At 71.3% G+C, this 24,999-nt stretch carries 17 protein-coding genes; 8 read left to right on the top strand and 9 right to left on the bottom strand.

What is annotated here, in order from left to right; all coding sequences use genetic code 11:
• Positions 1-73 precede the first annotated feature (73 nt).
• The 3 genes from GAS53_RS02735 to GAS53_RS02725 all read left to right on the top strand — a co-directional run bounded on the left by GAS53_RS02735 (position 74) and on the right by GAS53_RS02725 (position 3,516).
• A complete protein-coding gene (locus GAS53_RS02735; protein WP_151475759.1) occupies positions 74-1,075 on the top strand; it encodes a hypothetical protein in 1,002 nt (333 codons plus the stop codon).
• Positions 1,076-1,351: 276 nt separating this feature from the next.
• Entirely contained in the window at positions 1,352-2,521 is a 1,170-nt protein-coding gene (locus GAS53_RS02730; protein ID WP_151475758.1) for a lactate 2-monooxygenase, read from the top strand.
• Positions 2,518-3,516: a 2-hydroxyacid dehydrogenase gene (locus GAS53_RS02725; protein WP_151475757.1), complete on the top strand. Its 999-nt coding sequence runs from the start codon at positions 2,518-2,520 to the stop codon at positions 3,514-3,516. The genes GAS53_RS02730 and GAS53_RS02725 overlap by 4 nt, the downstream gene beginning before the upstream one ends.
• A gap of 9 nt (positions 3,517-3,525) precedes the next feature.
• Here GAS53_RS02725 and GAS53_RS02720 read toward each other — a convergent pair whose 3' ends face one another.
• From GAS53_RS02720 to GAS53_RS02710, 3 genes are all read right to left on the bottom strand, one after another.
• The gene (locus tag GAS53_RS02720; RefSeq protein WP_151475756.1) at positions 3,526-5,388 is read right to left on the bottom strand and encodes an RICIN domain-containing protein; all 1,863 of its coding nucleotides are present in this window, start codon (positions 5,386-5,388) and stop codon (positions 3,526-3,528) included.
• Between the two features lie 582 nt (positions 5,389-5,970).
• Positions 5,971-6,348 (bottom strand): toxin Doc, encoded by a 378-nt coding sequence (locus tag GAS53_RS02715; protein WP_151475755.1) that lies wholly within the window; start codon positions 6,346-6,348, stop codon positions 5,971-5,973.
• A 3-nt stretch (positions 6,349-6,351) separates the two neighbouring features.
• Positions 6,352-6,597, bottom strand: coding sequence for a hypothetical protein (locus GAS53_RS02710; protein WP_055617648.1), 246 nt, complete (start codon positions 6,595-6,597; stop codon positions 6,352-6,354).
• A gap of 432 nt (positions 6,598-7,029) precedes the next feature.
• Between GAS53_RS02710 and sigJ the strand changes: the two genes are divergently transcribed.
• Entirely contained in the window at positions 7,030-7,986 is a 957-nt protein-coding gene (gene sigJ, locus GAS53_RS02705; protein WP_151475754.1) for an RNA polymerase sigma factor SigJ, read from the top strand.
• Entirely contained in the window at positions 7,983-9,692 is a 1,710-nt protein-coding gene (qcrB, locus tag GAS53_RS02700) for a cytochrome bc1 complex cytochrome b subunit (protein ID WP_404829166.1), read from the top strand. The genes sigJ and qcrB overlap by 4 nt, the downstream gene beginning before the upstream one ends.
• On the opposite strand, the gene GAS53_RS02695 is transcribed toward qcrB, so the two are convergent.
• Complete coding sequence (locus GAS53_RS02695; protein WP_151475753.1) at positions 9,664-12,765, bottom strand: glycoside hydrolase family 2 TIM barrel-domain containing protein; 3,102 nt, start codon at positions 12,763-12,765, stop codon at positions 9,664-9,666. The genes qcrB and GAS53_RS02695 overlap by 29 nt on opposite strands.
• A 277-nt stretch (positions 12,766-13,042) precedes the next feature.
• Between GAS53_RS02695 and GAS53_RS02690 the strand changes: the two genes are divergently transcribed.
• The gene (locus GAS53_RS02690; protein ID WP_151475752.1) at positions 13,043-15,454 is read left to right on the top strand and encodes a SpoIIE family protein phosphatase; all 2,412 of its coding nucleotides are present in this window, start codon (positions 13,043-13,045) and stop codon (positions 15,452-15,454) included.
• 45 nt (positions 15,455-15,499) lie between these two features.
• On the opposite strand, the gene GAS53_RS57935 is transcribed toward GAS53_RS02690, so the two are convergent.
• On the bottom strand, positions 15,500-17,944 hold the full coding sequence (locus tag GAS53_RS57935) for a ricin-type beta-trefoil lectin domain protein (RefSeq protein ID WP_151475751.1): 2,445 nt from the start codon (positions 17,942-17,944) through the stop codon (positions 15,500-15,502).
• Between the two features lie 596 nt (positions 17,945-18,540).
• On the opposite strand from GAS53_RS57935, the gene GAS53_RS02680 reads away from it, so the two are divergent.
• On the top strand, positions 18,541-20,445 hold the full coding sequence (locus GAS53_RS02680) for a glycoside hydrolase family 9 protein (protein ID WP_192582909.1): 1,905 nt from the start codon (positions 18,541-18,543) through the stop codon (positions 20,443-20,445).
• Between the two features lie 30 nt (positions 20,446-20,475).
• Here the strand turns inward: GAS53_RS02680 and GAS53_RS02675 are convergent, their stop codons facing one another.
• Positions 20,476-21,378 carry a helix-turn-helix domain-containing protein gene (locus GAS53_RS02675; RefSeq protein WP_151475749.1) on the bottom strand — a complete coding sequence of 301 codons (903 nt, stop codon included), beginning with the start codon at positions 21,376-21,378 and terminating at the stop codon, positions 20,476-20,478.
• 64 nt (positions 21,379-21,442) lie between these two features.
• On the opposite strand from GAS53_RS02675, the gene GAS53_RS02670 reads away from it, so the two are divergent.
• Entirely contained in the window at positions 21,443-22,270 is an 828-nt protein-coding gene (locus GAS53_RS02670; protein ID WP_151475748.1) for a phytanoyl-CoA dioxygenase family protein, read from the top strand.
• A 17-nt stretch (positions 22,271-22,287) separates the two neighbouring features.
• Here GAS53_RS02670 and GAS53_RS02665 read toward each other — a convergent pair whose 3' ends face one another.
• The 3 genes from GAS53_RS02665 to GAS53_RS02655 all read right to left on the bottom strand — a co-directional run bounded on the left by GAS53_RS02665 (position 22,288) and on the right by GAS53_RS02655 (position 24,995).
• The gene (locus GAS53_RS02665) at positions 22,288-22,935 is read right to left on the bottom strand and encodes an HAD-IA family hydrolase (RefSeq protein ID WP_151475747.1); all 648 of its coding nucleotides are present in this window, start codon (positions 22,933-22,935) and stop codon (positions 22,288-22,290) included.
• Between the two features lie 11 nt (positions 22,936-22,946).
• Positions 22,947-23,963, bottom strand: coding sequence for an NAD(P)-dependent oxidoreductase (locus GAS53_RS02660; RefSeq protein WP_151475746.1), 1,017 nt, complete (start codon positions 23,961-23,963; stop codon positions 22,947-22,949).
• Between the two features lie 129 nt (positions 23,964-24,092).
• A complete protein-coding gene (locus GAS53_RS02655; protein ID WP_151475745.1) occupies positions 24,093-24,995 on the bottom strand; it encodes an alpha/beta fold hydrolase in 903 nt (300 codons plus the stop codon).
• Between the last annotated feature and the right edge of the window lie 4 nt (positions 24,996-24,999).

The following is a 24,999-nucleotide window of genomic DNA, read 5'->3' as shown; positions in this document are numbered from 1 at the left end:
CGGGAGCGAAAACCAGACAGCCCTCGCGGCAGGGGGGCCGCTCGGGAACGGAGCCTTCGTAGACTGCCCGGCCATGGAAAAGATCTACGAGCTGGGCGCGATCACGTGTCCGTCCGGTGAGTTGGTGATCGTCGACGGTGGTCACCTCGGCATGTGGAGCGGGGAGCGCTCGCCGGCGGAGGTGGACCCGGGGGCGTTCGGCGTCAAGGATCCGGTGGTTGCCGCCGATGTGAGCGGGGCGACCGACTTCGCGATCACCGGTCCCGACGCCGACACCGCGGCCCACTCCTTCGACCGGCAGCCCGGCCGGATGCTCCACGACATCCCGGCGTCCCAAGGCGCGCGGCTGCGGGAACGCTTCGACGCGCACTGCCGGGAGCACGGCTTCGACGCCCGCCTCGAGGCGTGTGCCGAGCGGGTGCCGCACCGGGAGCGGGTACGGCGGTGCGCGGCGCGGGGCGGGGGCTCCTTTCTGATGCACGGGGTGCCGGTCGTGGCGCTGGGCGGGCTGCCCCGGGACCGGGCCCTCCCCGTGCTGGCGTCGGGGGCGGGCATCGTGATCCCAGTCGGCCCGGCCCCCGCCGCCAAGTCCGTGGAGCTCGGGGACATCCGCGTCGACTGGGCCCGTGTGCTCTTCGGGGACGCCGACGCGCTCAACGCCTGGCAGCACGACGAGCCCGTGGACGGGCTCGCCGATGTCGCCTTCTGGGGTGCCGCCGAGGAAGAGGCGGCGGCGGAGTTCGGGGCTCCCCCGCTGGGCGAGCCCGGCGAGGACGGGGTCCGGGGCTGGACGGGCCTGACCGTCCCCGAGGCGATGCGCCGGGCCTGCGCCCTCTTCGACTGGAAGGACGCCGAATCGCGTCGGCGGCTGATGGTGGACTTCCGCCCGCACTCCCACCACTGGCAGGTCATGCGCGAGGTCCGTGCCTCGGTGGTCGAGGCCGGAACCGTCGAGGTCGGCGGCGCGCGCGTGCTGTGCACCATGACCGGTCAGGGCGACGGCTGGTTCCCCGTGTCGGCCGACCTCGGCCCGTCCGGCGAACTGGTCGCCGTACGCGTGTCGTTCGCAGCGTGATCCGGGTCACCCGCGCCTAAGCGGCCATGGCGAAGTCCATGCGGTACCGCGCCCCGTAAGGGGCGTGGGGAACGGCGCGACCCGCCCCCACCGGCCAGCAGTGTCATCACCGGTATTTCCAGCGGAGCGAGTGCGCGCCCACGGTGGACGGATCTTGTTCCGCTCGACAGGATCGTCGCAGGAACAGCGGTGTCTCCAGCGGGAACAGCGCGCGGTCTCCCGCGCGGACAACGCGGTCTCGAAGGCGAGATCAGGGGCGAGAGGCGGGACGTACGGATGACGAAGCACTGGGCGGACTTCCAGTACGAGATCTACCTGAACGGCATGACGGGTGCGGTACCCCGGCTGCCCACCGATCTGACACGGCTGGAGGAGATGACCGAGCGGCGCCTCGGGCCGGGTCCCGTGGGCTATGTGGCGGGCAGCGCGGGCAACGGCAGTACGGCGCGCGCGAATCGAGAGGCCCTCGACCGCCGCCGGATCGTGCCGCGCATGCTGCGCGACGTTCATGAACGCGACCTGGCCGTCGAGGTACTGGGGCGCTCGCTGCCCGCGCCGCTCGCGCTCGCGCCGGTCGGCGTCCTGTCGATCATGCACCCGGACGCCGAGTCGGCCGCCGCGCGGGCCGCCGCCGCGCAGGGCGTGCCGTACATCCTGTCCTCGGCCTCCAGCACGCCCATGGAGCAGGTCGCGGAGGCGATGGGTGACGGGGAGCGCTGGTTCCAGCTGTACTGGGCGAAGGACCGCGAGGTCACGAGGAGTTTCCTGAACCGGGCGAAGGCGGCCGGATTCACCGCGCTGTTCGTCACGCTGGACACGCCGCTGCTCGCCTGGCGGCCCCGCGACCTGGACCAGGCGTACCTGCCGTTCCTGCACGGGGTGGGCACCGCCAACTACTTCTCCGACCCGGCGTTCCAGGCGGGCCTGGCGAAGCCGGTGCACGAGGACCCGAACGCGGCGGTGATGCACTTCGTGGGGATGTTCGCGGATCCCGGGAAGACCTGGCCGGACCTGGAGTTCCTGCGCGAGAACTGGGACGGTCCGATCGTGCTCAAGGGCATCCTGCACCCGGACGACGCGCGCCGGGCCGTCACCGCCGGCATGGACGGTGTGGTCGTCTCGAACCACGGCGGCCGTCAGGTGGCCGGCTCCGTCGCCGCCGCCGACGCGCTGCCCCGGGTGGTGGAGGCGGCCGGCGACCGGCTGACCGTCCTCTTCGACAGCGGGATCCGCACGGGCGACGACATCGTCAAAGCGCTCGCGCTCGGCGCCAAGGCAGTGCTCGTCGGGCGTCCGTACGTCTATGGGCTCGGCCTCGACGGTCAGGCGGGCGTGGAGCACGTCATCCGCTGCCTGCTCGCCGAGCTCGATCTCACCCTCGCGCTGTCCGGACACGCGGAACCGGCGACGCTCAGCGCCGACGACCTCGCGGAGGAGACCGCATGACCGCCGAGTCCCCCACCTCCACCGGCGTCAGGAACGTCCTGGCCGTCATCTCGCCCCATGTGGGCGGCCGTTCGACGGGAGCCGGTCTCGCCACGCTGTTCCCCGCGGAGGCCCGCGTCACGGTCGTCGAGGCGGCCGACGAGGACCCGGCGGCGCTGCGCGAGGCCCGCGTCATCATCACCGGGCTCGGCCCGGTCACCGCCGAACACCTCGCCGCCTCACGGGAGTTGGAGCTCATCCAGTGCGCCAGCCACGGCTTCGACTACGTGGACCTCGACGCGGCCCGCGCCCGGAACATACCCGTGTGCAACATCGGCTCCAGCGGCGCCGAGAAACAGAACGTCGCTGAGCAGACCTTCGCTCTGATGCTCGCTCTGGCCAAGCAGCTGATCCCGGCGCACACCGCGCTCGTCGACGCCGACTGGGCGCTGCCACGGCTCCAGCGGTCGATCACCGAACTGTCCGGCAAGACCCTCGGTGTGATCGGACTCGGCCACATCGGCCAGGAGGTCGCCCGGCGCGCGGTCGCGTTCGACATGACCGTCCTGTACGCCGGGCCGCGGTCCGTCGACGCGGAGACCGAGGCCCGGCTCGGCGGCGCCCGCCATGTCGGTCTCGACGAGCTGCTGCGCACGTCGGACTACGTCACGCTGCACGCGCCGCTCAATGACACGACCCGGCATCTCCTCGACGCCGGGAAGCTCGCGCTGCTCAAGCCGACCGCGTTCGTCGTCAACACCGCGCGGGGCGCGCTGATCGACCAGGACGCCCTCGCGGACGCGCTCGAGGCGGGCGCCCTGGCCGGGGCGGGCATCGACGTCTTCGACCCCGAGCCGCCCACCCCGGCCCTGCGTCTGCTCAAGGCCCCGAACGTGGTGCTCTCGCCGCACGCCGCGGGCGTCACCCGCGAGACCCTCGTACGGATCGCGCTGGCCGCCGTCGAGAACGTCACCGAGTTCCTGACGGGCAAGCCGCCCCGGGATGTCGTCTCATAGCACCCGGGGTCAGAGACCGAGGTCCGCGACCGACTCCGCCTGCAGAAGGGGCAGGGGTGGCGCGGACTGCGGGTCGGAGTTGTCGACGGTCGTGGCGCGGCGCGGCGTGTAGGGCCCCGAGGCGGTGGAGGTCGGCTCCGGCGCTGCGTCCGTCTCCGCGGCCGACGGCTGGACGTCGCACGTCGGCTCGGCGCATTCGGAGTCCGAGTCGACGCGCTTGCCGGCGGGCGGCGTGTCGGTGACCGGGCGGCTGGACGGCGCGCCCGTTCCGGCGATCGACAACGACTCGGGGCTGGCCGTCGCGGCATCGGTCAGCCAGCGCTGTTCGTCCGACCTGTCGCGGATCTTCACCACCACCTCCGCGTCCGGGTCGTTGGAGGAGGGAGCGACGGCGAGCCCCTCCCGCCAGCGCGGCAGCAACTCGCCCTGCACCGTGAGGTCGTAGCGCACGTCGTCGCCCCGTTTGGCGGACGCGGCGGCGCAGGGGCCCAGGACGACCACGCCGGCGTCCACATGGGAGTCCAGGCACAGCTCGGGGTTGTCGACGCTGCGCAGGAGCCCGTCCTCCTCGTACGACCACCGCTGCGTCCCGGCCGCGGAACACGTCTCCAGCTTGGTGCCGACGCCGGCCTTCGCCGTGCCGCCCTTGATGTCGAGGCAGAGGTCCGCGGCGAGGTTGCGCAGCCGGGTCTGTGCGGGCGGCGTGGGCAGGGCGGCCGAGTTGGGCGGGGACGACGACATGGCGGGCGGGGTCTGTCCGCCGGGTCCGGGGGCGAGGCTGCTGGACGCACCGGCGGAGGCCGAGGGGTCGGCGCCGCCTTCGTCCTCCGACCACAGGCTGCTGACCAGAACGGTCCCGAGCAGCGCCGCGGAGACCAGGCCCGCTCCGGTGAGGAGGGCCTTCGAGTGCCGCGGGCTCGGCGAGGAGTGCCGCCCCTGCCTGGGCTGCCGGGGGGCGAGCTGGGACAGCAGACGGGGGCGGCCGCCGCTGCCCGGGCGTCTGCCGCTGTAACGGCCGGGGCGGAGGCCCGAGTGGCCGCGGCTCGGCCGCGACTCGAGATACCGGCGTGCGCCCCAGCCGAGCACCGCTTCGGCGAGGATCCCGCCCAACCCGCCCTCGAAATGACTGAGTTGCTCGGCCGCGTATCGGCAGAAGCGGCACTCCAGCAGATGCTGCTGCACATCGGGGAGCAAGGCCCCGCCGCGCCGAATCGGGACGTCCAGGAGACGGTTGTAGTAGCGGCAATCCTTGTTCGGCGCGAGTTCACGATGGGCCCGTACGCAGCCCTCGCGGAATTTCTCGCGAGCCTGCTCCAGGGCGGCCGACGCGGTGTCGGCATCCATACCCAGCAGACCGGCTGGTACGGATATGTGCTCGGCCTCGACCTCGGTGTGCCACAGCACGCACTGGTGGAGTCCCGGGAGGGCCTGGAAAGAACGCTCGGCGAGCTTGCGATTTTCCGGTGTCATGGACTTCGTCGCGCGCATACCGCGACCCCCGGCGGGTTTCCGGAGATCCGGCAGCACATCGGATATCCGGTCCTCCGCGGACCACACCTTGATGATGTCCCGTACGGCCACCAGGAGTTGGGGACGCAGGGCGACGGCGGACCCGGCGCGCCGCAGGCGTTCAAGGACCTGCTGGAAGGCGGCAGCGGTGACCATGGAGGCGACGTTCGCCGAGGAAGCGAGGCAGATGACGGCGTAGTCGTGGGTCGGCTGCCAGTGCCGCGCGAGCAGCAGCGCGACGGAGTGGTGGAACTCGCCCTCCGGCTGCGCTCTGAGGAGGGCCGCGAGGCTCTCGTCGGATTCCCCGGGAGCGGCTCCGGAGCGGGGCGGATAGGCGGGACGAGGGGGGTGGGGGGTGTGCACTGAGCGGTTTCCTTCCAAGGCACAAGGTGGCACACAGAAGTTCTGACCGCCGAAAAGGAGCTCCTGGTTGGTGCATACCTTTTGGGCTTGGCGCACGGAAAGCGGCCGGGACGTCGACCACTCGACGTCCGTCGGCCGTGTGCCTTTTGGGCCCCACGGCACGATGAAATCCCGAGCAGCGAATCAGACCTGACCATTGGCCATGTGCGGGGAAGTTCACCCTTGCACAAAACTCTCACACCCAACAAGGCACTTGAGCTACTTCAGCAACATCTACGCATTGAAGGAAAGTCAGTCCCCCACGTCGGGCAACTCGCCTCGGTCGCATCGATTTTCGAAACGGTATTCGTTGCCAAGCGCCCCGTGTGAACGGCGCGCACGCGCCGGCGCCCCGCGCACGCTCCCGGCGCGCGGAGGTCCGTAGTGCACTGATAGTGGCCTTTCTCGGAGGCCCCGCGCGGGACGGCGGCTCTCCCGCGCGAAATCGGCCGCCGACCCCGATCCTCCCGCCCTCGGTCGGCGGCCCCGAGGGCGGGTCGGGCTGCGGGGGCGCCCGGATCCGCTGCGGGGTGGCTCAGGCTCTCAGATCTGCCAGGACCGCAGGCGGTCGGCGGCCGCGAAGACGTCCGCCTTGCCGGACATCAGGTCGCGGGCGAGGTCGACGAGGGCTCCGTACGGCGGGTCGATCCCCACGCCGCTCACGAACATGTACGAGACCGCCGTCGCGCAGGCGAAACGGGCGTTGGCGGACGGCAGCGGCTTCAGCAGGGCCAGGGTGTGCAGGAGCGCGGCGGCGCGCCAGGCCGGGTCGGAGTCCACGCCTAGCCGGGGCGGGTCCACGCGGTGCCGGGCCACGGCGGCCACGAGCACGGAGAAGTCGTTGACGGTCGGCTGGTCGGGCAGCACCTCTTCATGGCGCTGGAGCAGCCAGGGCACGTCGATATGGATGACGGGGGCCATGAGTCAGGCGGCCCGCCCCTCGCCCTTGGTGGGTGGTTCGTCGTCCGGGAAGGCCGCGGCGAACTCGTCCGCGTGCGCCGCGAAGAACCGGCGGAAGACGTCCGCGCCTTCCTGCAGAGCTCGGTGCCGCACTATGTCGGCCGCGGCCGCCTCGCGAACCAGGGCCTTCATCGACGTACCGCGCTCCTTGGCGATCTGCCGCAGATCCTCGAGCTCGCGCTCGCTGAATTCCACGTTGAGAGCTGGCATGCCCTCACGGTACCGCGCGGGTACTTACTCGTAAATACCCGCAGGTCAGGAGAGGTGCTCAGCGGTACCTGCGGGAGTGTGAGCGCCGCGTACGGCGCCCGTGGGTGACGCGGCCCGGGCCGCTCCGCGTGGCACGGCGGGTGCCCGGCGGGCGGCAGACCGGTCAGGCCCGCCACATACCCCGTCTGCGGTAACTCCCCTCCCGGAAAAGGCTGTTCAGCACTTGAACGGGCGCCGGCATCGTCACGAAGAACGCGGCGCGGTCGGCAGCCGGGATGCCGGCGACGATCCACGGAACTGGATGGCGGATCCGGCGGGCGGTGCGACGCAGGACAACTCGGCTGAGACCTACGTCACATTTCCCTGTGGGTTGTCACATTCCGGGTCCCTGAAGCCCTCGCAGTAGTGAGCGCGCTACGGGAGGCAACAGGCATGTCCGAAAGTCCGGCACCGGAGACCGACGAGGCCCTGAGCACGGCGACTCGCCTGTTCATGGACCACCGCGAGCTGTTGTTCGCGATCGTCTACAACATGCTCGGCAGCGTCGCCGACACCGAGGACGTACTCCAGGACACCTGGCTGTCCTGGTCCGGCAGCCGTGGCCGGTCACCGCTCCAGGAGATCGGCAACCCGCGCGCGTACCTCGTGCGCATCGCGGTGAACCACGCGCTGAAGCGACGGGCCGTGATCAGCCGCCGGCGCGAGACATACGTCGGTCCGTGGCTGCCCGAGCCCCTCGTGGCCGAGGCGGTGGACGAGGCGCCCGCGGACGCCGCCGACCGCGTCCTGCGAGCCGAGTCCGTGTCGATGGCGATGCTCGTCGTCCTGGAGTCACTGACCCCGCTGGAGCGGGCGGTGTTCGTCCTCAACGAGGTGTTCGGTTACGCCCACACCGAGATCGCGGAGGTCATCGACCGCAGCCCCGCGGCCGTACGCCAGCTCGCGCACCGCGCCCGACAACATGTGCACGCCCGCCGTCCGCTGTACGAAGCGCATCCGCGGGTGCGGAAGGAGGCGACCGAGCGGTTCGTGGCCGCCGCACTCGGCGGGGACATCGGCGCGCTGATGGAGATCCTCGCCCCGGACGTGACGGTGTGGACCGATGCCGGCGGCAAGCGGCGCCGGGCGGGGCTGCGGCCGGTGCACGGGCGGGACAAGGTCATCCGCCTCCTCACCTCCTACAGCTCGCGGGGCGGCGGCGAGGTGGAGCTGGACATCCGCTACCGGCGCGTCAACGGCGACGACTCCGCGGTGCTGTTCGCGGGCGAGTCCCCGTACGCGGTCATGGTCATGGATCTCACCCCGGAGGGCGACCGGGTGTCCGGCGTCTACATCGTCACCAACCCCGACAAGCTCGCCCACGTGCACCTGAAGGAGGAGGACGCGTGACCACCACCGAACGACCGGCCGAGAAGGCCCCCTCCGGGCGACGCGTGCATGAGGAGGCATCCTCCGGCCAGCGTGTCGCCGACTGGTTCGACGGGCGCCTCGGCACCACCAGCCTCGGCAAGAAGTACCTGCGGAAGGTCTTCCCGGACCACTGGTCGTTCCTGCTCGGGGAGATCTGCCTCTACAGCTTCATCATCCTGATCCTGACCGGCGTCTATCTGACGCTGTTCTTCCATCCGTCGATGAACGAGGTGACGTACCAGGGCAGTTACGTCCCGCTCAACGGCGTGCGGATGTCGGAGGCGTACGCCTCGACGCTGGACATCAGCTTCGACGTGCGGGGCGGTCTGCTGATCCGGCAGATCCACCACTGGGCCGCGCTGATCTTCATCGCCGGAATGCTCATGCACATGATGCGGCACTTCTTCACGGGCTCATTCCGCAAGCCTCGTGAGATCAACTGGCTGTTCGGCTGGACGCTGCTGTTCCTCGGCCTGTTCGAGGGGCTCTTCGGCTACTCGCTGCCGGACGATCTGCTGTCCGGCACCGGAATGCGGTTCGTGGACGGCGCGATCCTGTCGGTGCCGATCATCGGGACGTATCTGTCGTTCTTCATATTCGGCGGCGAGTACCCGGGGGACGACATCGTCGCCCGCTTCTACTCGCTGCACATCCTGGTGATCCCCGGGATCATGGCGGCGCTGGTGGTGGCCCATCTGATCCTGGTCTTCTACCACAAGCACACGCAGTTCCCCGGCCCCGGGAAAACCGAACGGAACGTCGTGGGCACGCCGTTCATGCCGGTCTACATGGCGAAGGCGGGCGGCTTCTTCTTCCTGGTGTTCGGGGTGATCACGCTCATCTCGGGGATCGCGACGATCAACCCGGTCTGGTCGTACGGTCCTTACCGCTCCGACCAGGTGTCCACGGGAGCCCAGCCGGACTGGTATCTGGGCTTCGCGGAGGGCCTGGTGCGCATCATGCCGGGCTGGGAGATCACCGTGGCCGGGCACACGCTGGTCCTCGGCGTGCTGATCCCGATCGTCGTCTTCCCGCTGCTGCTGCTCTTCATCGGCGTCTATCCGTTCCTGGAATCCTGGGTCACGGGTGACAAACGCGAGCACCATCTGCTGGACCGCCCGCGCAACCGGCCGGTCCGTACGTCCATCGGCACGGCGTGGATCAGCATCTATCTCATCCTGCTCGCGGGCGGCGGCAACGACATCGTGGCCACCCGCTTCCATTTGTCGATCAACACGGTCACCTGGGCCGTCCGGATCGCTCTCTTCGTCGTCCCGGTGATCGTCTTCGTCCTGACCCGGCGCATCTGCCTCGCGCTCCAACGCCGGGACCGCGAGCTGGTGTTGCACGGCCGCGAGACCGGCGTGATCAAACGCCTCCCGCACGGCGAGTACGTCGAACTGCACCGGCCCCTCTCCCCCGCCGAACTGCACACCCTCACCCAGCACGAGCAGCCGCGGCCGCTCGAACTCGGCCCGGCACAGGACACGAACGGCGTGCCCAACCGCACAGGCCGCGCCCTGCGTCTGCGCGCCCGGCTGTCGCGCGGGCTGTACGGCGACGGCGCGCAGATCGCGAAGCCGACGGCCGAGGAGTACCGGGAGGCCCATACGGCCGAGGAGTACCAGGTGGCCGATCCGGCCGGCGAGCGCGAGCTCAGCGAGTCGGCACCTCCAGACGGCTGATCCGCAGGGCGCCCCGGGGCTCGCCCGGGTGGCGGCTCGTCATGGTGAGCCGGAGCCGGCTGCCGCGTACGGCGTCGAAGGTGATCACCGTCGGTGCGTCGGACGCGGTGGCCCAGTCGACGTCGGCCCCCTCGACGGGCAGATGGCGGTGGCCGTCCCAGTAGGCGACCTCGATCGTGGCGGGCAGGGAGTGCGTGGCGTCGACCGTGAAGGAGACCTCGATCCGGTCGACGGTGCGGGCCCGGCCCCACGCGACGGACACCCAGTCCTCCTCGCGGGCGCCGTCGAAGACGGGCAGCAGGGGCGTGGCCGCCTTGCTGAACCCGTTGGACCAGCCGGTGGCCGCATCGCCGTCGAGCATCGCGGCGGGCAGGGTGTCCGGACGGCCCGAGTAACTGGCGTCCGCCATGGGGTAGTTGGGCGCGCCCGGTCCCGGGTCGGGCGCGAAGTCCGCCGCCGGGGTGAGGACCTCGGGGCGCGCGGCCGTGGTGCGTACGCTCACGGTCGCCGTCCGCAGTCCTGCCGAGCGTGCCCGGACCGTGAGCCGCCCGGCCTCGGTTCCAGAGCGGACGATCACCAGGGCCTTGCCGTGGAAGGCGGTGCGCGTGCTCGCCTGATAGCGCTCGGCGCTCTCCTCGCGCCCGTTGTCGACCCCGGCGAGTGATCCGCCCTCGACCTCGAAGGCGATGGAGTGGTCGGCGTCCGGCACCATCACGCCACGGGCGTCGACCACCTCCGCGGTCACGAAGCACAGTGAACTGCCGTCCGCCGCAAGGGACTTGCGGTCGGGCGTGAGACGCACCGCGTGCGGCTTCCCCGCGGTGCGCAGGACGTCGGTGGCCACGGTCCTGCCGTCACGCCGGGCCACCGCCTTCAGCTCGCCGGGCGCGAACGGCACCTTCCACAGGAGGTGGAGCTTGCCCGCGCTGCCGTTCGGGCTGGTGTAACTCCCGGGCCAGGGACCGCCGGTGACGGTCTTGTCGTCTCCGGTCGCCTCGGTGGTCTCCAGGTACGTGCGTCCGTCGCCAGTCTTCTTCTCCTCGAACTTCCTTGTGCCCAGGGACTTTCCGTTGAGGAACAGCTCGACCGTGTCCACGTTGGAGTACGCCCAGACCTCCACCACGTCGCCCGGGCGGTGGTCGGTCCAGTTCATGGGGAGCAGATGGACCATGGGTTCGTCGGTCCACTGGCTCTTGAAGAGGTGGTACATGTCCTTGGGGAAGCCGGCCGTGTCCACCGCGCCGAAGAAGGACGCCTTCACCGGGAACACGTCGTACGGCGTCGGCTCCCCGATGTAGTCGATGCCGGACCACAGGAACTCCCCCGTGAACCACTTCCGGTCCCGGTCCTTCTTCAGCCCGTACTCGCCGCTCATGGTCCAGGAGGCGAGGTTGTTGTCGTACGAGGACGTGGCGCGTCTGCCCGGGGTGTGGTTCTCGCCCGTGTTCAGGTGCTCCGGCTCCTGGTACGTCCCGCGGGTGGAGGTCTCGGACGAGGACTCCGACTCGAAGAGGAAGAGGCGCGGATAGCGGGCGTGCAGGGCGTCGACCGAGGCGGCGGTGTTGTAGTTGAGGCCGAGCCCGTCGATCTTGGCGAGCATCAGGTCGGCCGGCGAGCCGACGGCGGGCAGGCCGCGGTACTTGTCGGAGCCGATCACGATCGGCCGGGTCGGGTCGAGTCTCCGTACGTCGTCGATGAGCCGGTCGGCCATGGCGAGACCGGCGGTCGAGGTCGAGTCGGGGATCTCGTTGCCGATGGACCACATGATGACGGCGGGCGAGTTGCGGGCCGCCAGCACCATCTCCGCGATGTCCCGGTCGGACCACTCGTCGAAGAAACGCCCGTAGTCGTAGCGGTTCTTGCCGCGCCGCCAGCAGTCGAAGGCCTCCACCACCATCACGATGCCGAGCCGCTCACAGGCCTCGATCACCTCGGGAGCGGGCGGATTGTGCGCGGTGCGCAGGGCGTTGACACCCATGCTCCGCATGATCTTCAGCTGGCGTTCCACGGCGTCCGCACTGACGGCCGCGCCGAGCGCGCCGAGGTCGTGGTGGAGATTGACGCCGCGGAGTTTGACGTAGGTGCCGTTCAGGGTCATCCCGTTGTCGGCGTCGATGACGACCCGGCGGACACCGAAGGGGGTGCGGTAGGTGTCGGTGGTCTCGCCGTCGACGCGGAGTTCGGTGTGCAGGGTGTAGCGGTGCGGGGTGTCGAAGGACCACAACTTCGGTTTCTTCAGGGTTAGTTGGTGGGTCTCCGTCACCGTGTTCCCGACCTCGATCGTGGTCGCCTCCCGCGCGACCGTGCGGCCGCCGGGGTCGACGACCGCGGATCTGACCTCGACCCGTCTCGCGGCCCCGGCCTCGTTCATGACGCTCGTCCGCACCCGCACCAGCGCGCGATCGTCCGTGATCTCCGGGGTCGTCACATACGTACCCCACCGCTGGACGTGCACCGGTTCGGTGACGACGAGGCGGGCTTCGCGGTAGATGCCGCTGCCCGAGTACCAGCGGCTGCTGGGGAGTTGGTTCTGGACCTTGACGGCGATGACGTTGGCGGTGGTGCCGTCCGTGTGCAGCAGATCGGTGAGGTCGAGGGCGAACCCCGTGTAGCCGTAGGGGTGTTCGCCGACGAGCTTGCCGTTGCAGTAGACGGACGAGTCCATGTAGACGCCGTCGAACTCGACGGAGACGCACTTGCCCGCGTACGCCCTCGGCAGGGTGAAGGCAATGCGGTACCAGCCGAGGCCGCCGGGGAGGAACCCGGTTCCGCTGGTCGTACCGTGCTCGGTGGTGGGGCTGAGTTCGATGCTCCAGTCGTGCGGCACGGCGACCCGCCGCCACTTCGAGTCGTCGTAGCCGGGCTCGGCGGCCCGGGCGTACGCGCCGGTGGGATCGGTGATGCCGGAAGGGTTGACGAGTGCGAAGCGCCAGCCGTCGCGGAGCGGGACGGTCCGCCCTCCCGCTGCGGGCCGGGCCCCGGGGCCGGCTCCCTCGGCGGCCCATGCGTCGCCCGCGAGGACCACCGGGGCCGCTGTTCCTGCGATCAGTACCGACCTGCGAGTCACCGTCATGGCGATTCCCTCTCGTCAAGGGCTCCAAAATGCTCACAACTGCTCGCGAACAAACAGATTCTGACGGTGTGACACACCTGACCGTCAAGACTCCGGTAAGCGCATTCTGTCCGTCGCGTCACATCGGCCTGAAACCCACCGTGGCGGACGGACTGGACAGGCGGCGGGGTTCATGGTGCGCGATCCGGTGTGCCATGTACGGAGGACCTCGACACACTAGGCTGGAACACAAGTGACTCACCTGTTCACTGTGAGTGTGCGCGATGGAGTGGCGGCGATGAGGAGCCACAGAGAAACAGCGGGCGACGGCCCGGGCTACCCGTTCGACGAGACCGCCACGGCACGAGCCGTCATCGACGGCGACGGCATCCTCGTCGAGTGGAGCGAAGGCGCCCGGCGCCTGCTCGGCCATGCGCCGGCCGAGGTCGTGGGTCTGCCCGCCGCACGTGTGCTGGCACCGGACGCCGAGGTCGTACGGCCCCCGTCGGCCGACAACCGCTGGAGCGCCACCCTCGCGCTGCGCCACCGCGACGGCCGGACCCGCCACGTATGGCTGCTCGCGCACCGGCGACGGCCCGAGCTCGGCGACCGCAGCGACTGGCTCGTCGTCACGCCGCTGGAGAGCGACGAGCCTCCCGCGGAGGACGCTTCCCTCGCCGCCGGGTTCCTCGATCAGTCACCCTGCGCCACCGCCCTCTTCGACGAGCGGCTGCGGCTGCGCCGGATCAACGCGGTGATGGCCCAGTCGATGGGCCTCCCGGAGGACCGCGTCCGCGGGCTGCGGCTCCCCGAGATCGGTGGCATGCCGCAGAACGACGAGCTCGAGGGACACATGCTCCGGGTGCTCCTGACCGGGCAGAGCAATGACGTGCAGACGTATCTGGGCACCGGTGGCGCGGACCGCGCACAGGCCTGGCTGGCGCGGCTGGCGCCGCTGACCGACGTCGCGGGCAGGGTGCGCGGCGTCTGTCTGTCCGCCCACGACTTCACCGAGCAGTACCTCGCCCGGGAGCGCCTCCAGATCGTGAACGAGGCGAGCATCCGCATCGGCTCCACCCTCGACGTCACCCGTACGGCCCAGGAGCTGGCCGATGTCTGCGTGCCCGCGCTCGCCGACTTCGTCAGCGTCGACCTCGTGGACCCGCCGGAGCACGGAGGCGAGCCGCACACCGGACCGATCTCCGCCCCCGTGAGCCTGCGCCGCGCCGCCCACCGGTCGGTGAACCCCGGCAATCCGGAGGCGGTGGTCAAGCTGGGCCAGCTCGACGTCTACCCCGTCTCCTCGCCACAGGCCGACTCCATGGTGGCAGGCCGGCCCATCGTGGCCGCGGATCCCGCGAGCACGCTCTCGGACTGGCTCGCCTGGGACCCGGTGCGCGGCGAGCGCGTCAGGGAGTACGGCATCCACTCGACGATGTCCGTGCCGATCCTGGCCCGCGGCGCGACGCTGGGCGTCGCCGTCCTGACCCGGTTCCGGCGGCCCGACCCCTTCACGGCCGACGACGTTCTGCTGGCCGAGGAGGTCACGGCCAGGGCGGCCGTCTGCATCGACAACGCCCGCCGGTTCTCCCGCGAGCGCGAGACGGCGATCGCCCTCCAGCGCAGTCTGCTGCCCCGGACCCTGCCGCGCACGGCCGCCGTCGAGGCGGCCTCGCGCTATCTGCCGGCGGCCCGGGCCGGGGTCGGCGGCGACTGGTTCGACGTGATCCCGCTGTCGGGAATGCGGGTCGCCATGGTCGTCGGTGACGTCGTCGGCCACGGCGTGCAGGCGTCGGCCACCATGGGACGGCTACGGACCGCCGTCCGCACGCTCGCCGACATCGACCTGGCACCGGACGAGTTGCTCACCCACCTCGACGACCTGGTCGTACGGCTCTCCGCGGAGGCGGGCAGCGAGGGGACCACGGGCGAGGTCGGGGCCACCTGCCTGTACGCGGTGTACGACCCGGTCACCCGCGGCGTCACGCTCGCCCGGGCGGGCCACCCGCCCCCGGTGATGCTGCCGCCGGACGGCCCGCCCGAGGAGATCGACGTACCGCCGGGGCCGCCGCTCGGCCTGGGCGGGCTGCCGTTCGAGTCGACCGAGCTCAGGCTCCCCGAGGGCACCGTGCTCACCCTCTACACCGACGGTCTGATCGAGAGCCGCGACCGTGACCTCGACGAGAGCCGCCGGCTGCTGTCCCGGGCGCTGGCACGCGGCTCGGGCTCCCTCGACGAGACCTGCCACGACATCCTCCAGTCGCTGCTCCCGCCGACCGGCGCGTCCGACGACGTGGCCCTGTTGCTCGCCCGGACGAAGGGACTGCCGGCCTCGCAGGTCGCGACCTGGGACACCCCCGCCGATCCCGCCCTCGTCGGCCCGATCCGCAAGCAGGTCGTCCAGCAGCTGGACGTCTGGGAGTTGAGCGAGGCGGCCTTCACGACCGAGCTCGTGGTCAGCGAACTCGTCACCAACGCCATCCGGTACGGCGAGCGCCCCATCCGGCTGCGCCTCATCCACGACGCCACGACGCTGATCGTCGAGGTGTCGGACGCCAGCCACACCGCGCCGCATCTGCGCCGCGCCAAGATCTTCGACGAGGGCGGGCGCGGTCTGCTGCTGGTCGCCCAGCTCACCCAGCGCTGGGGCAGCCGCCATACCCCCGAAGGCAAGACGATCTGGGCGGAGCTGGCGCTGGGCGAGGAGTGACGGGCCGCGGCGAGGCGGAGCCGCGACGTTTGGCGGGCCGTCCGGTCACCGGCCGCCGCCGTAACCGCCCCCGTAGCCGCCGTAACCTCCGCCATATCCGCCGCCGTAGCCTCCGTATCCGCCACCTCCGTAACCGCCACCTCCGTAGCCGGCGCCACCGCCGCCGGCGCCACCGCCGCCGGATCCGTCGTACCAGCAGTAGTAGCCGTAACACACCCAACCGGGAGTGGGAGCGGGCGTCGTGGGCTGTGGCGGCGGGGACGCTTCGGAAGGCGTGGGCTTCGGCGACTGAGGCGGTGGCGTGCGGGTGGGCTCCGGACCGGCGGTGGGCTTCGCCGTGTCGCTGTTCGTGTACGAGGTGATCCACTCCATCTGGAGCGAGTCCACCGAGGAGTCGAACTCCCAGCGCTGACTCGGGCCGTCCTTACGGGACTTGAGGACAAGGCCCGTCCCCTCGTCCTCCGAGACAGGTGCCAGCGCGAGGGTCGGCCGCCCCAGGGGCACCAGATTTCCCTCAAGGGTGAGGTCGTAGCGGACGGCCTCGCGGTCCTTCTCGCCGTCGCACCGACCCAGCCGGACCACGGAAGGGAGCTTCGAGTCGAGGCACAGGTCCTTGTCGGCCAGGCTCCGCAGCAAACCGTCGCTCTCGTACGCCCACTGCTGCCGCTCCGAGGAGGTGCAGGTGGCGACCAGGACTTCCGCGCCCTCGGCCGCCTCGCCGTCGGCGATGCCGACACAGTCGCCGCTCGCGGCATTGCGGAGCCGCCCGCTCAGGGTGCCGGGCGCCGCGTCGCCCCCGCCGATCCTGGTCGGCCGGTCCTCGGGTTCACCGGACGTCGCCCCCGCACCCGAGGAGGCGGGCAGACCGGCGTCGTCCCCGCCCCCGGACCACAGAGCGAGCGGCACGAGCACGCATCCGCTCACGGCGAGCACGGCCAGCGCGAGATTCCGACGGCGCGGGGAGCGCCTGCCGGGTTCACCGGGACGGCCATCGGCATGCGGAGGAAGCCGCACGGCGTGGCGAGGTCCGGTACGGGGCCGGGAGCCGGTTCCGGGGTGGCGATCTGTTCCCGGCCGAGGACCGGCGCCTCGGTGCGAGTCGGTACCCGAGTGCGGCCCGGTGTCCGGGTAAGGGCCGTCGTCGAGCCTGGCGCCGGCAGCCGGGTAGGAGCCGGCACCCGGGAGGGAGTCAGTGCCCGGGTAGCGGGCGCCGGCACCCGCGGGGGAATCGCTGTCCGGGTGGTGGTCGGCAGCCGGTTGAGAAGCGTTGCTCCAGTCGGAGCCGGCACCTGCGTCGAAGCCGGTGCCCGGGTCGGAGCCCGCGTCCGAGCGGGAGCCGGTGCCCGGGTAGCGCTCGAAGTCCCTGTACGGAATGTCGCCCCAGTCATTGCCCGTGGCCCCCGGAGTGGCCGTGTCTCCGGGACGGCCGGTAGCCAGGTCGAAGCCCGCGGCCGTATGAGCGTCCGTACCTGACTGAGCGTCCGTACCCGAGTGAGGGCCCGTGTCCACACGGGAGCCCACTCCCGACAGCGGACCCGCGTCCAGGTGGGAGCCCGGACCTGCGTGGGACCCGACCCCCGTGTGCCGACCGGTGCCGGAATCGGGGCCGGCCCCCGGTGCCTGGGGCGTCGCCGGGCCCGACTCCGCGTCCTCGATGACCGCGCGACGGCCAGGTCTGGAGTCGAGGTACGGCCGGGCCGCCCAGCCGAGTACGCCCTCGGCCAGCACGACCGCCAGGTGACCGCCGGACTGGTTCAGTTGGTCGGCCGTGAACCGGCAGTGCTCGCAGTCGGCCAGGTGCTGCCGCAGATCGGGGCAGATGCTGCCGCCGCGCCGCAGCGACACGTCCAGCAGCCGGCTGTAGTGGCGGCATTCCTTGTCGGGTGCGAGTTCCCGATGGGCGTCCAGGCAGTTCTGGCGGAACAGTTCCCGCGCCCGTTCCAGCTCAGCGGAGGCGTCCTCGACGTCGAGACCGAGCAGGCGGGCCGGCACCGCGAGGTCCTCGGCCTCGACCTCGGCGTGCCAGAGGACGCAGCGGGCGGCTTCCGGCAGCCGATGGAACGCACGGGACACCAGCCGCCGGTTCTCCGGCGGGAGAAGCCGCTCCGCGGCGCGGCTGTCGCCAGGGCCCGACTGCAACTCGGGATGGAGCAGCTCCCGGCGTTTGTCCGCGTCCCACTCGCCCGCTATTCGACGCACGGTGACCAGCAGCTGCGGCCGCCACGCGGCCTTCGGCCCCGCGTGCCGCACGGATTCCCCGAAGAGCCGGGTGAATGCTGCGGTGGTGAGCATTCCGGCGTACTGCGCGCCGTTCGTACACAGCCGCGCGTACGAGAAGACCGCAACCCGGTGCCGGGCCAGCAGTTCCCCGGCGGGATAGTGGGCGGGCCTCTTGCCCGACCCCTTCTTCAGGTCGGCCGCGAGCCGTTCATCCGTCGCATCGAACATGCTGCCGGTCGCGGGGGATTCCGACGGGGTCGCGTCGTTCACGTGCACTTTCCTCCATAGCCCCTGCAGAAAAAGTCCATACCAATAGGTACGGAATTCCCTGCACGCTGAGGGGTGCACCTTTGCACAGCGCACCGCCACAGAACAAGAGAACGCTCTCAATCCTCTTTTCTCTGCAGGTCATTTGACGGAGACAAAGTGTCAACAGAAGGGCCGAGCAAAGACATTCGGAATGCCGAAGCCCCAAGTTACCTGAGGTAAGTACCGATTTGGCATCAGTGGGGAAGTGGCAAGCGCCTCGGCATTCCGTTGGAATGTGCAACTCATGGGCGAGTGGAAGGAGGCCGGCAACGGGGTACTCATCACACGACGTTCACCTCGGCGACGCACGGTCTGATTCGATTTAACGACACCGACAATCACTCCCCGGAGGGCGAATCCTGAGTTCCGCACTCGTGACAGCACTTTCCGCCGCCCACCTCAGCCGGTCGGCCGGTGCACCTCGGTCAGGTTGTGCACGGAGCATTGACGGTGTGGCATGGCCATGTAATGCTCCGTTTTGGGAGCGCTCCCACACATCCTGCCGTCCGCACGGGACGGCATCCATGGACCCCGTTCCAGGCACCGGGAGGCGCTCCATGCTCACGTTCCCGCACGTGCACCGCCGCCCCGCGAGACGACGTACAAGAAGACGCACGACGGCCGCCCTGCTGACGGCGGCCCTGCTCTCCGGCGGGCTGGCCCTCGCTCCCGGCGCCTCCGGGCTGCAGTCTGCCGCCGCCCCGTCCGTCGCGGATCCGGCCGCCGCCGCGACGACGCCCGTGCGGGTCAACCAGGCGGGCTATCTGCCGGACGGACCCAAGCGCGCCACCGTGGTCTCCTCGGCCGCCCAGCCCCTGACCTGGCAGTTGCGCAAAGCGTCGGGCGCCGTGGCCGCCTCCGGCCGGACCGTCGTACGGGGCACGGACGCGGCCGCGGGCGAGGCGACCCACGTGGCGGACTTCTCCGCCCACCGGAAGGCGGGCTCGGGGTACGTGCTGGTGGTCGACGGGCAGAGCAGCGCGCCCTTCGACATCCGCGCGGATCTCTACGACGGCCTGCGCTCCGACGCGATGGCGTTCTTCTACCACCAGCGCAGCGGCACCCCGATCGAGGCCTCGCTGGTGGGCCCCGCCTACGCGCGGCCAGCCGGGCACCTCGGTGTCGCACCGAACCAGGGCGACACGAACGTGCCCTGTCAGGCCGGAGTGTGCGACTACACCCAGGACGTGCGGGGCGGCTGGTACGACGCGGGCGACCACGGCAAGTACGTCGTCAACGGCGGGATCTCCACCTGGCTGCTCGTCGACTCCTTCGCCCGGGCCGAGCGGGCGGGCACCGCGTCCGCGCTCGGCGACTCGACCCTGCGGATCCCCGAGCGCGGCAACGGCGTGCCCGACGTCCTCGACGAGGCGCGCTGGGAGCTCGACTTCCTGATGCGGATGCAGGTGCCCGAAGGCAAGCCGTACGCCGGCATGGCCTTTCACAAGATCCACGACGCCGCCTGGACGGGGCTTCCGACCCGTCCCGAACTGGACGCCCAGCCACGCGAGTTGCACCGTCCGTCCACCGCGGCCACGCTCAACCTCGCGGCCACGGCGGCTCAGTGCGCCCGCGTCATCAGGCCGTACGACTCCGCGTACGCGAACCGGTGTCTGACCGCGGCGCGCACGGCATGGACCGCGGCCAAGGCCAACCCCGCGCTGTACGCACCGGATTCGGACAGCACGGGCGGTGGCCCCTACGGCGACGCGCAGGTCACCGACGACTTCTACTGGGCGGCCGCCGAGTTGTACGCGGCGACCGGGGAGCGCGTCTACCGGGACGCGGTCACCTCCTCGCCCTGGCACACCTCGTCCGGCGTGTTCACTCCGTCCGGCTTCAACTGGGCCGAGACCGCGGCGCTCGGCAGGCTCACCCTGGCGACCGTGCCGAACAGGCTGCCCGCATCCGACATCAGGCGTGTGCGCGCTTCGGTGACGGCCGCCGCGGACGGTCACCTGTCGACGATGGCCGGACAGGGCTACGCGGTGCCCCTCCCCACCACCGGGTACGTGTGGGGCTCCAACGGCCAGGTCGCCAACAACGCGATCGTGATGGCCACCGCCTACGCGCTGACCGGTCAACAGCGGTACCGCGCCGGGGTGTTGGAGTCGATGGACTATCTGCTGGGCCGCAACGCCCTCGACGTCTCCTACATCACCGGCTACGGCGACACGTACGCCCGCAACCAGCACCACCGGTTCTGGGCGAACCAGTACGACCCCTCGCTGCCGAACCCGCCGGCGGGCTCCGTCGCGGGCGGTCCCAACAGCGGTCTGCAGGACCCGGTGGCACAGGAGCACCTGGCGGGCTGCGCGCCCGCGGCCTGCTTCATCGACGACATCGGCTCGTACTCCACCAACGAGGTGGCCATCAACTGGAACGCCCCGCTCGCCTGGCTGGCCGCCTTCGCCGCGGAGCGCTGCCCGTCCGAGAAGTCCGCGTCCGAGAAGCGGGCGTGATCCTGCTGCTGCGCTGGTAAGCGGCAGGTGTCAGCGTCGGAGTCCCGCCCGGTACGCGCCGGGCGGGGCTCCGTAGCGTTGCCGGAAGACCCGGTTGAAGTGGAACGGGCTGGTGAAGCCGGAGGCCGCCGCGACCCGTTCCACCGGCAGGTCGGTGGCTTCCAGCAGTCGCGCGGCGTGCAACAGCCGGGCGGCGAGCAGCGCCCGCATCGGGGACTGGCCGAGCTGCTGGGTGAACAGGTGCGCGAACCGGGACGGCGAGAGCGACACGCCGGCGGCCAGCGACTCCACGGTGTGCGGCGCCCCCGGGTCGGCCGCGATGCGTGCCTCGGCCTGGCGGATGCGGGCGTCGATGCCAGACCGGTCCGGTTCCCCGCGCGCCGTGGCGGTGGCGAGCAGAACGATCGCCTCCAGCGAGCAGAGGGTCAGCTCGCGGGCGGCGGTTCCGTGGGCCACCGCGACCCTGCCGTCCTCGGGCTCCCCCTCGGGCGGGGCGCCCTCTCCGGTCCACCGGGCGTCCGCCAGGATCCGCCGGAACGCCGACTCCAGTCGGCCCCTCACGCCGCCCGGGACCGGCGTGACCGCGTACAGCCGATCTCCGAGCGCGTACGGCCGCAGCCAGTCCGCCCAGGCCGGCCGGGCCTGGCAGTGCATCCACCAGAACGCCCAGTGCCGCGCGCCCGGCGCGACCGTGTAGCGGTGGGGCACGCCCGGGCCGAGGACGACCAGGTCCCCCGCGCCCGCCCGCGTCGTCGCGGCGCCCTGGGCCAGCCGCCCCTCACCGCCCGTGGTCCAGATGAAGAGCCAGCTGTCGGCGCCGCTCGGCCGGTTGACGCTGTAGCCGGTGGACTGGTCGAACCGGCCCACGGTCACCAGGCCCGGCGGCGGCGACGGGACAGCAGGCTCGGGCAACTCGTCAGCATGCACAGGCATCCTCCCGGAAGGCGCTGAGACCTAGCGTGAGGTATGCAGGACATCGACGCGAAGGGACGGTCGCATGGCAGTCACGGACAGGGACAGGGACACGGAAGTCGAGCGGCACTTCGTGGCGGACTTCGAGGAGAACGGCTTCACGGTGGCGCGCGGGCTGTTCGCCCCGGCCGAGATCGACGCGCTGTGCGCCGAGTTCGCCGCGCTGCACGCCGCCGGCCCGGTCCCCGGGCACTTCGAACCCCGCGCGACCGAGACCTCCGGTCCCGCCGACCCGCTGCGTGTCTACCCCCGGGTCATGCACCCGCACCGCATCAACGACATGGCCCGGCGCTTCCTCCTCGCACCCCGGCTGCGCGACATCCTCGAACTCCTGCTGGGCGACGAGGTGTTGGCCGCGCAGAGCATGTTCTACTTCAAGCCGCCGGGCGCCCGTGGCCAGGCCCTGCACCAGGACAACTTCTACCTTCGCGTCGAGCCGGGCACCTGCGTCGCCGCGTGGATCGCCTGCGATGTGATCGACCGGGAGAACGGGGGCCTGGAGGTGGTCCCGGGCACCCACCGCATGGACGTGTTCTGCCCCGAAGAGGCCGACGAGGGGCTGTCGTTCGCCCGCGAGTACGTTCCGCCGCCGCCCGGCCTGGCCCCCGTTCCCGTCGACATGCGGCCGGGCGATGTCCTCTTCTTCAACGGCAGCCTGGTGCACGGCTCCCAGCCCAACCGCAGCGCCGACCGCTTCCGCCGCTCGTACATCGGTCACTACGTCGGCCGCTCCACGGAACGCATCGGCACCTTCTACCGCACCCTGACGATGAGCGGCGAGCCCGTCCCGCTGCGGGAGAGCGAGGGCGCGGGCCCGTGCGGTACGGAGTTCGCACCGGCGGGACCCCACTGAGTCGGGACCCCACTGAGTCAGGAACGCAACAACTCCGCCGCGTCCAGGACGAGTTGGCCGTCCCGCCAGGTCAGCCCGCGCAGATCCCGTACGACGACGGAGGCGCCGGTGTCCAGACCGCGCGGCCCGACGCCGATGACGTACGCGCCCGCCGCGGCCCCGGCCGCCGCGCCCGCGGCGCTGTCCTCGAAGACGACCGCGCGTGCCGGATCCACGCCGAGCTTCCCGGCAGCGGCGAGGTAGCCGTCGGGGGCGGGTTTGCCATGGCTGACGTCGTCCGCGGTGATCAGCACGGGCGGCAGCGGAAGGCCCGCGGCGGCGAGGCGGGCCCGGGCGAGCGCGGTGACTCCGGAGGTCACGACGGCCCAGCTGCCCCTCAACAGGCCGGTCAGGAGGTCGAGGGCGCCCGGCAGGGCGGTCGTCGTCGCGGCGGCCTCGATCTCCAGGCGGTCGATCTCGGCGAGGGCGGCGGGCCGCTCCGCCGGGTCGGGCACCAGCAGCGCGACGGTGTCGGCGGAGCGCCGGCCGTGCACCATCGCGGTCACCCGGTCGGCGGGCAGTCCGCGGGCGCGGGCCCACTGGCTCCACGCCTGGTCGACGCCGAGGTCGGAGTCGACCAGGACGCCGTCGTTGTCGAAGAGAAGGCCCTCGCAGGGGATGTTCATGTCCGGGCCCTTCAGGTGACGGGACGGTTGCGGTAGCGGCCGACGAGTTCGCGTGCGGCGACCTGCATACGGGCCGGCGGCAGCCCCTGGGCCAGCAGCGTCAGGTCGTCGACGACCATGTCGCCGATGCTCAGGAAGGCTTCCGGGATGCCGCCCGCCCGGTGGGCGGAGAGCACCAGTCCCTCCAAGCCGCGGGCGGGGTCGTCGGCGGCGACGGGTTCGGCGGGCCAGACGTCGATGCCCGCCAGCAGCCGGCCCTCGGCGACCCGCGCGAGCAGCGCCGGGAAATCGACGACGGGGGCCCGGCTGACGAGCACCAGCCGGGCGCCGTCTGGCAGCAGGCCGAGTTCGCGCTCGCCGAGCAGATGGCGGCTCTCGTCGGTGACGGTGGCCAGCACGAAGACGAACCGGCTGCGGGCCAGGGTCTCGTCGAGCGTGGCCGGGACGAGCCCCTGCTCACGCAGAACCGTTGGCGGCAGCCACGGGTCGTACACGCGGAGGGTGGGGCGGAAGGGTGCGAGGAGCGGGTGGAGGCTGCGGCCGAGGTTCCCGAAGCCGATCAGGCCGACGTCCGCGCCGCGCAGCAGTACGGCGTCGGTGTTGCCCTCGGACACGTACCGCTCCCGCCCGGCGCGGAAGGCGCGGTCCTCACGGCTGATGCCGCGCGCGAGGTCCAGCGCGAGCCCGAGGGCGTACTCGGCGACGGCCTGGGCGTACGCGGGGCCGCAGCCCAGGACGTGGATGCCGCGCTGGAAGCACCCGTCGTAGTCGACGTTGGGGAAGAAGTTGCCCTCGACGTTGAGCAGGGCCCTCAACTCGCCTGCCTTGGCCAGGCGTTCGGCCGGCAGGTCGGGTTGGCCGATGATGGCGAAGGCTTCGGGCAGGGCCTCGTCGAGGGCTGCCTCGGTGTCGGGTTCCACGACGGTGAACCGGTCGTGGAGACGGGCCAGCGCGTCCGGGGAGAAGATGCGTTCCTTGGGGTGCGGGGCGGCGCGCAGGATCACGAGCGGCTTGTGCGGGGTGCTCACGGCTCTCCTTGCATCCGGACGGCGTCGGACATCGGGCGTCGGGCGCGGGGCGTCGGCCTCACGAAACGGTAGCCCGGCTCTCCCGGCGCGGCAGCATGGCCGGGCTCAGGGGCCGGGAACCTCCCGCAGTCACTCGGCGGAAAGTCCCGCGGTGAATCCGAGAATCGCGTCGGCGACCGCGCGTGGGTTCTCGAGCAGCATCGCGTGGGTGCCGTCGATCTCCGCGACGGTCACCTCGGCGCGCTGCTCCGCCAGTTGGGCGAGATCCCGGGCGAGCCCCTTCGCATAGGCCGCCATCAGCTCGTCGAACCAGTCGAGGCCGGGGATCGACGGCACGGGCCGCAGCGCGCGACCGAGCAGCAGCGGACGGTCCATGCGGCGGAAGAGCGCGAAGAGGTCGAGCGAGTCGATCGCGGCCAGCAACTGCAGCGCGTGCTCCCGCCCGGGCCGCAACTCCAGCTGCCCGTCGGCGCGTTCGTGGACGGAACGCCGCACGCCCGCCTCCAGCAGCTCGTACGGAATGCCCAGTTGCGCGGACATCGCCCGCTGCTGGGCGAGCAGGTCCTTCAGGCCTCCTGGGGGAAGGACCCTGCCCAGGGCCTGCGCGGACAACTCCCCTACCTGGGCGAGCCGTTCCTCGACGTACGAGGACTCGAGGCCGACGTACTGGTCGGGCCGCCCCCACGAGTAGCCGTCCAGGTTCACCGCGCCGGGCGTGACCTCCGGGTGGTCGAGGGCGTACTGGACGGCGAGCATCCCGCCGAGGGAGTGGCCGACGGGAAGCGCCCCGGGCATCCCGTGCTCGTCCAGTACCGTCTCGATGTCGGCGAGCACCTCCGGAAAGCTCCACGTCCCGTCCTGGGAGAGCCCGTGGCCCCGCAGATCCAGGGCCAGCACTCGGTGGTGGCGCGCGAGGAGTGGGGCGACGGCGGCCCAGTCGGCGAGCGTGCGGCCGGCACCGTGCAGCAGCACGAGGGGCGCGCCCTCGCCGCCGTGGTCGTGGACGGCGAGAGTGACGTGGTCTCCGGTCATGATC

Source organism: Streptomyces albicerus, assembly GCF_008905045.1.
In the GTDB taxonomy this organism is placed as follows: Bacteria; Actinomycetota; Actinomycetes; order Streptomycetales; family Streptomycetaceae; genus Streptomyces; species Streptomyces albicerus.
This window is presented reverse-complemented; position numbering and strand designations above follow the sequence as displayed.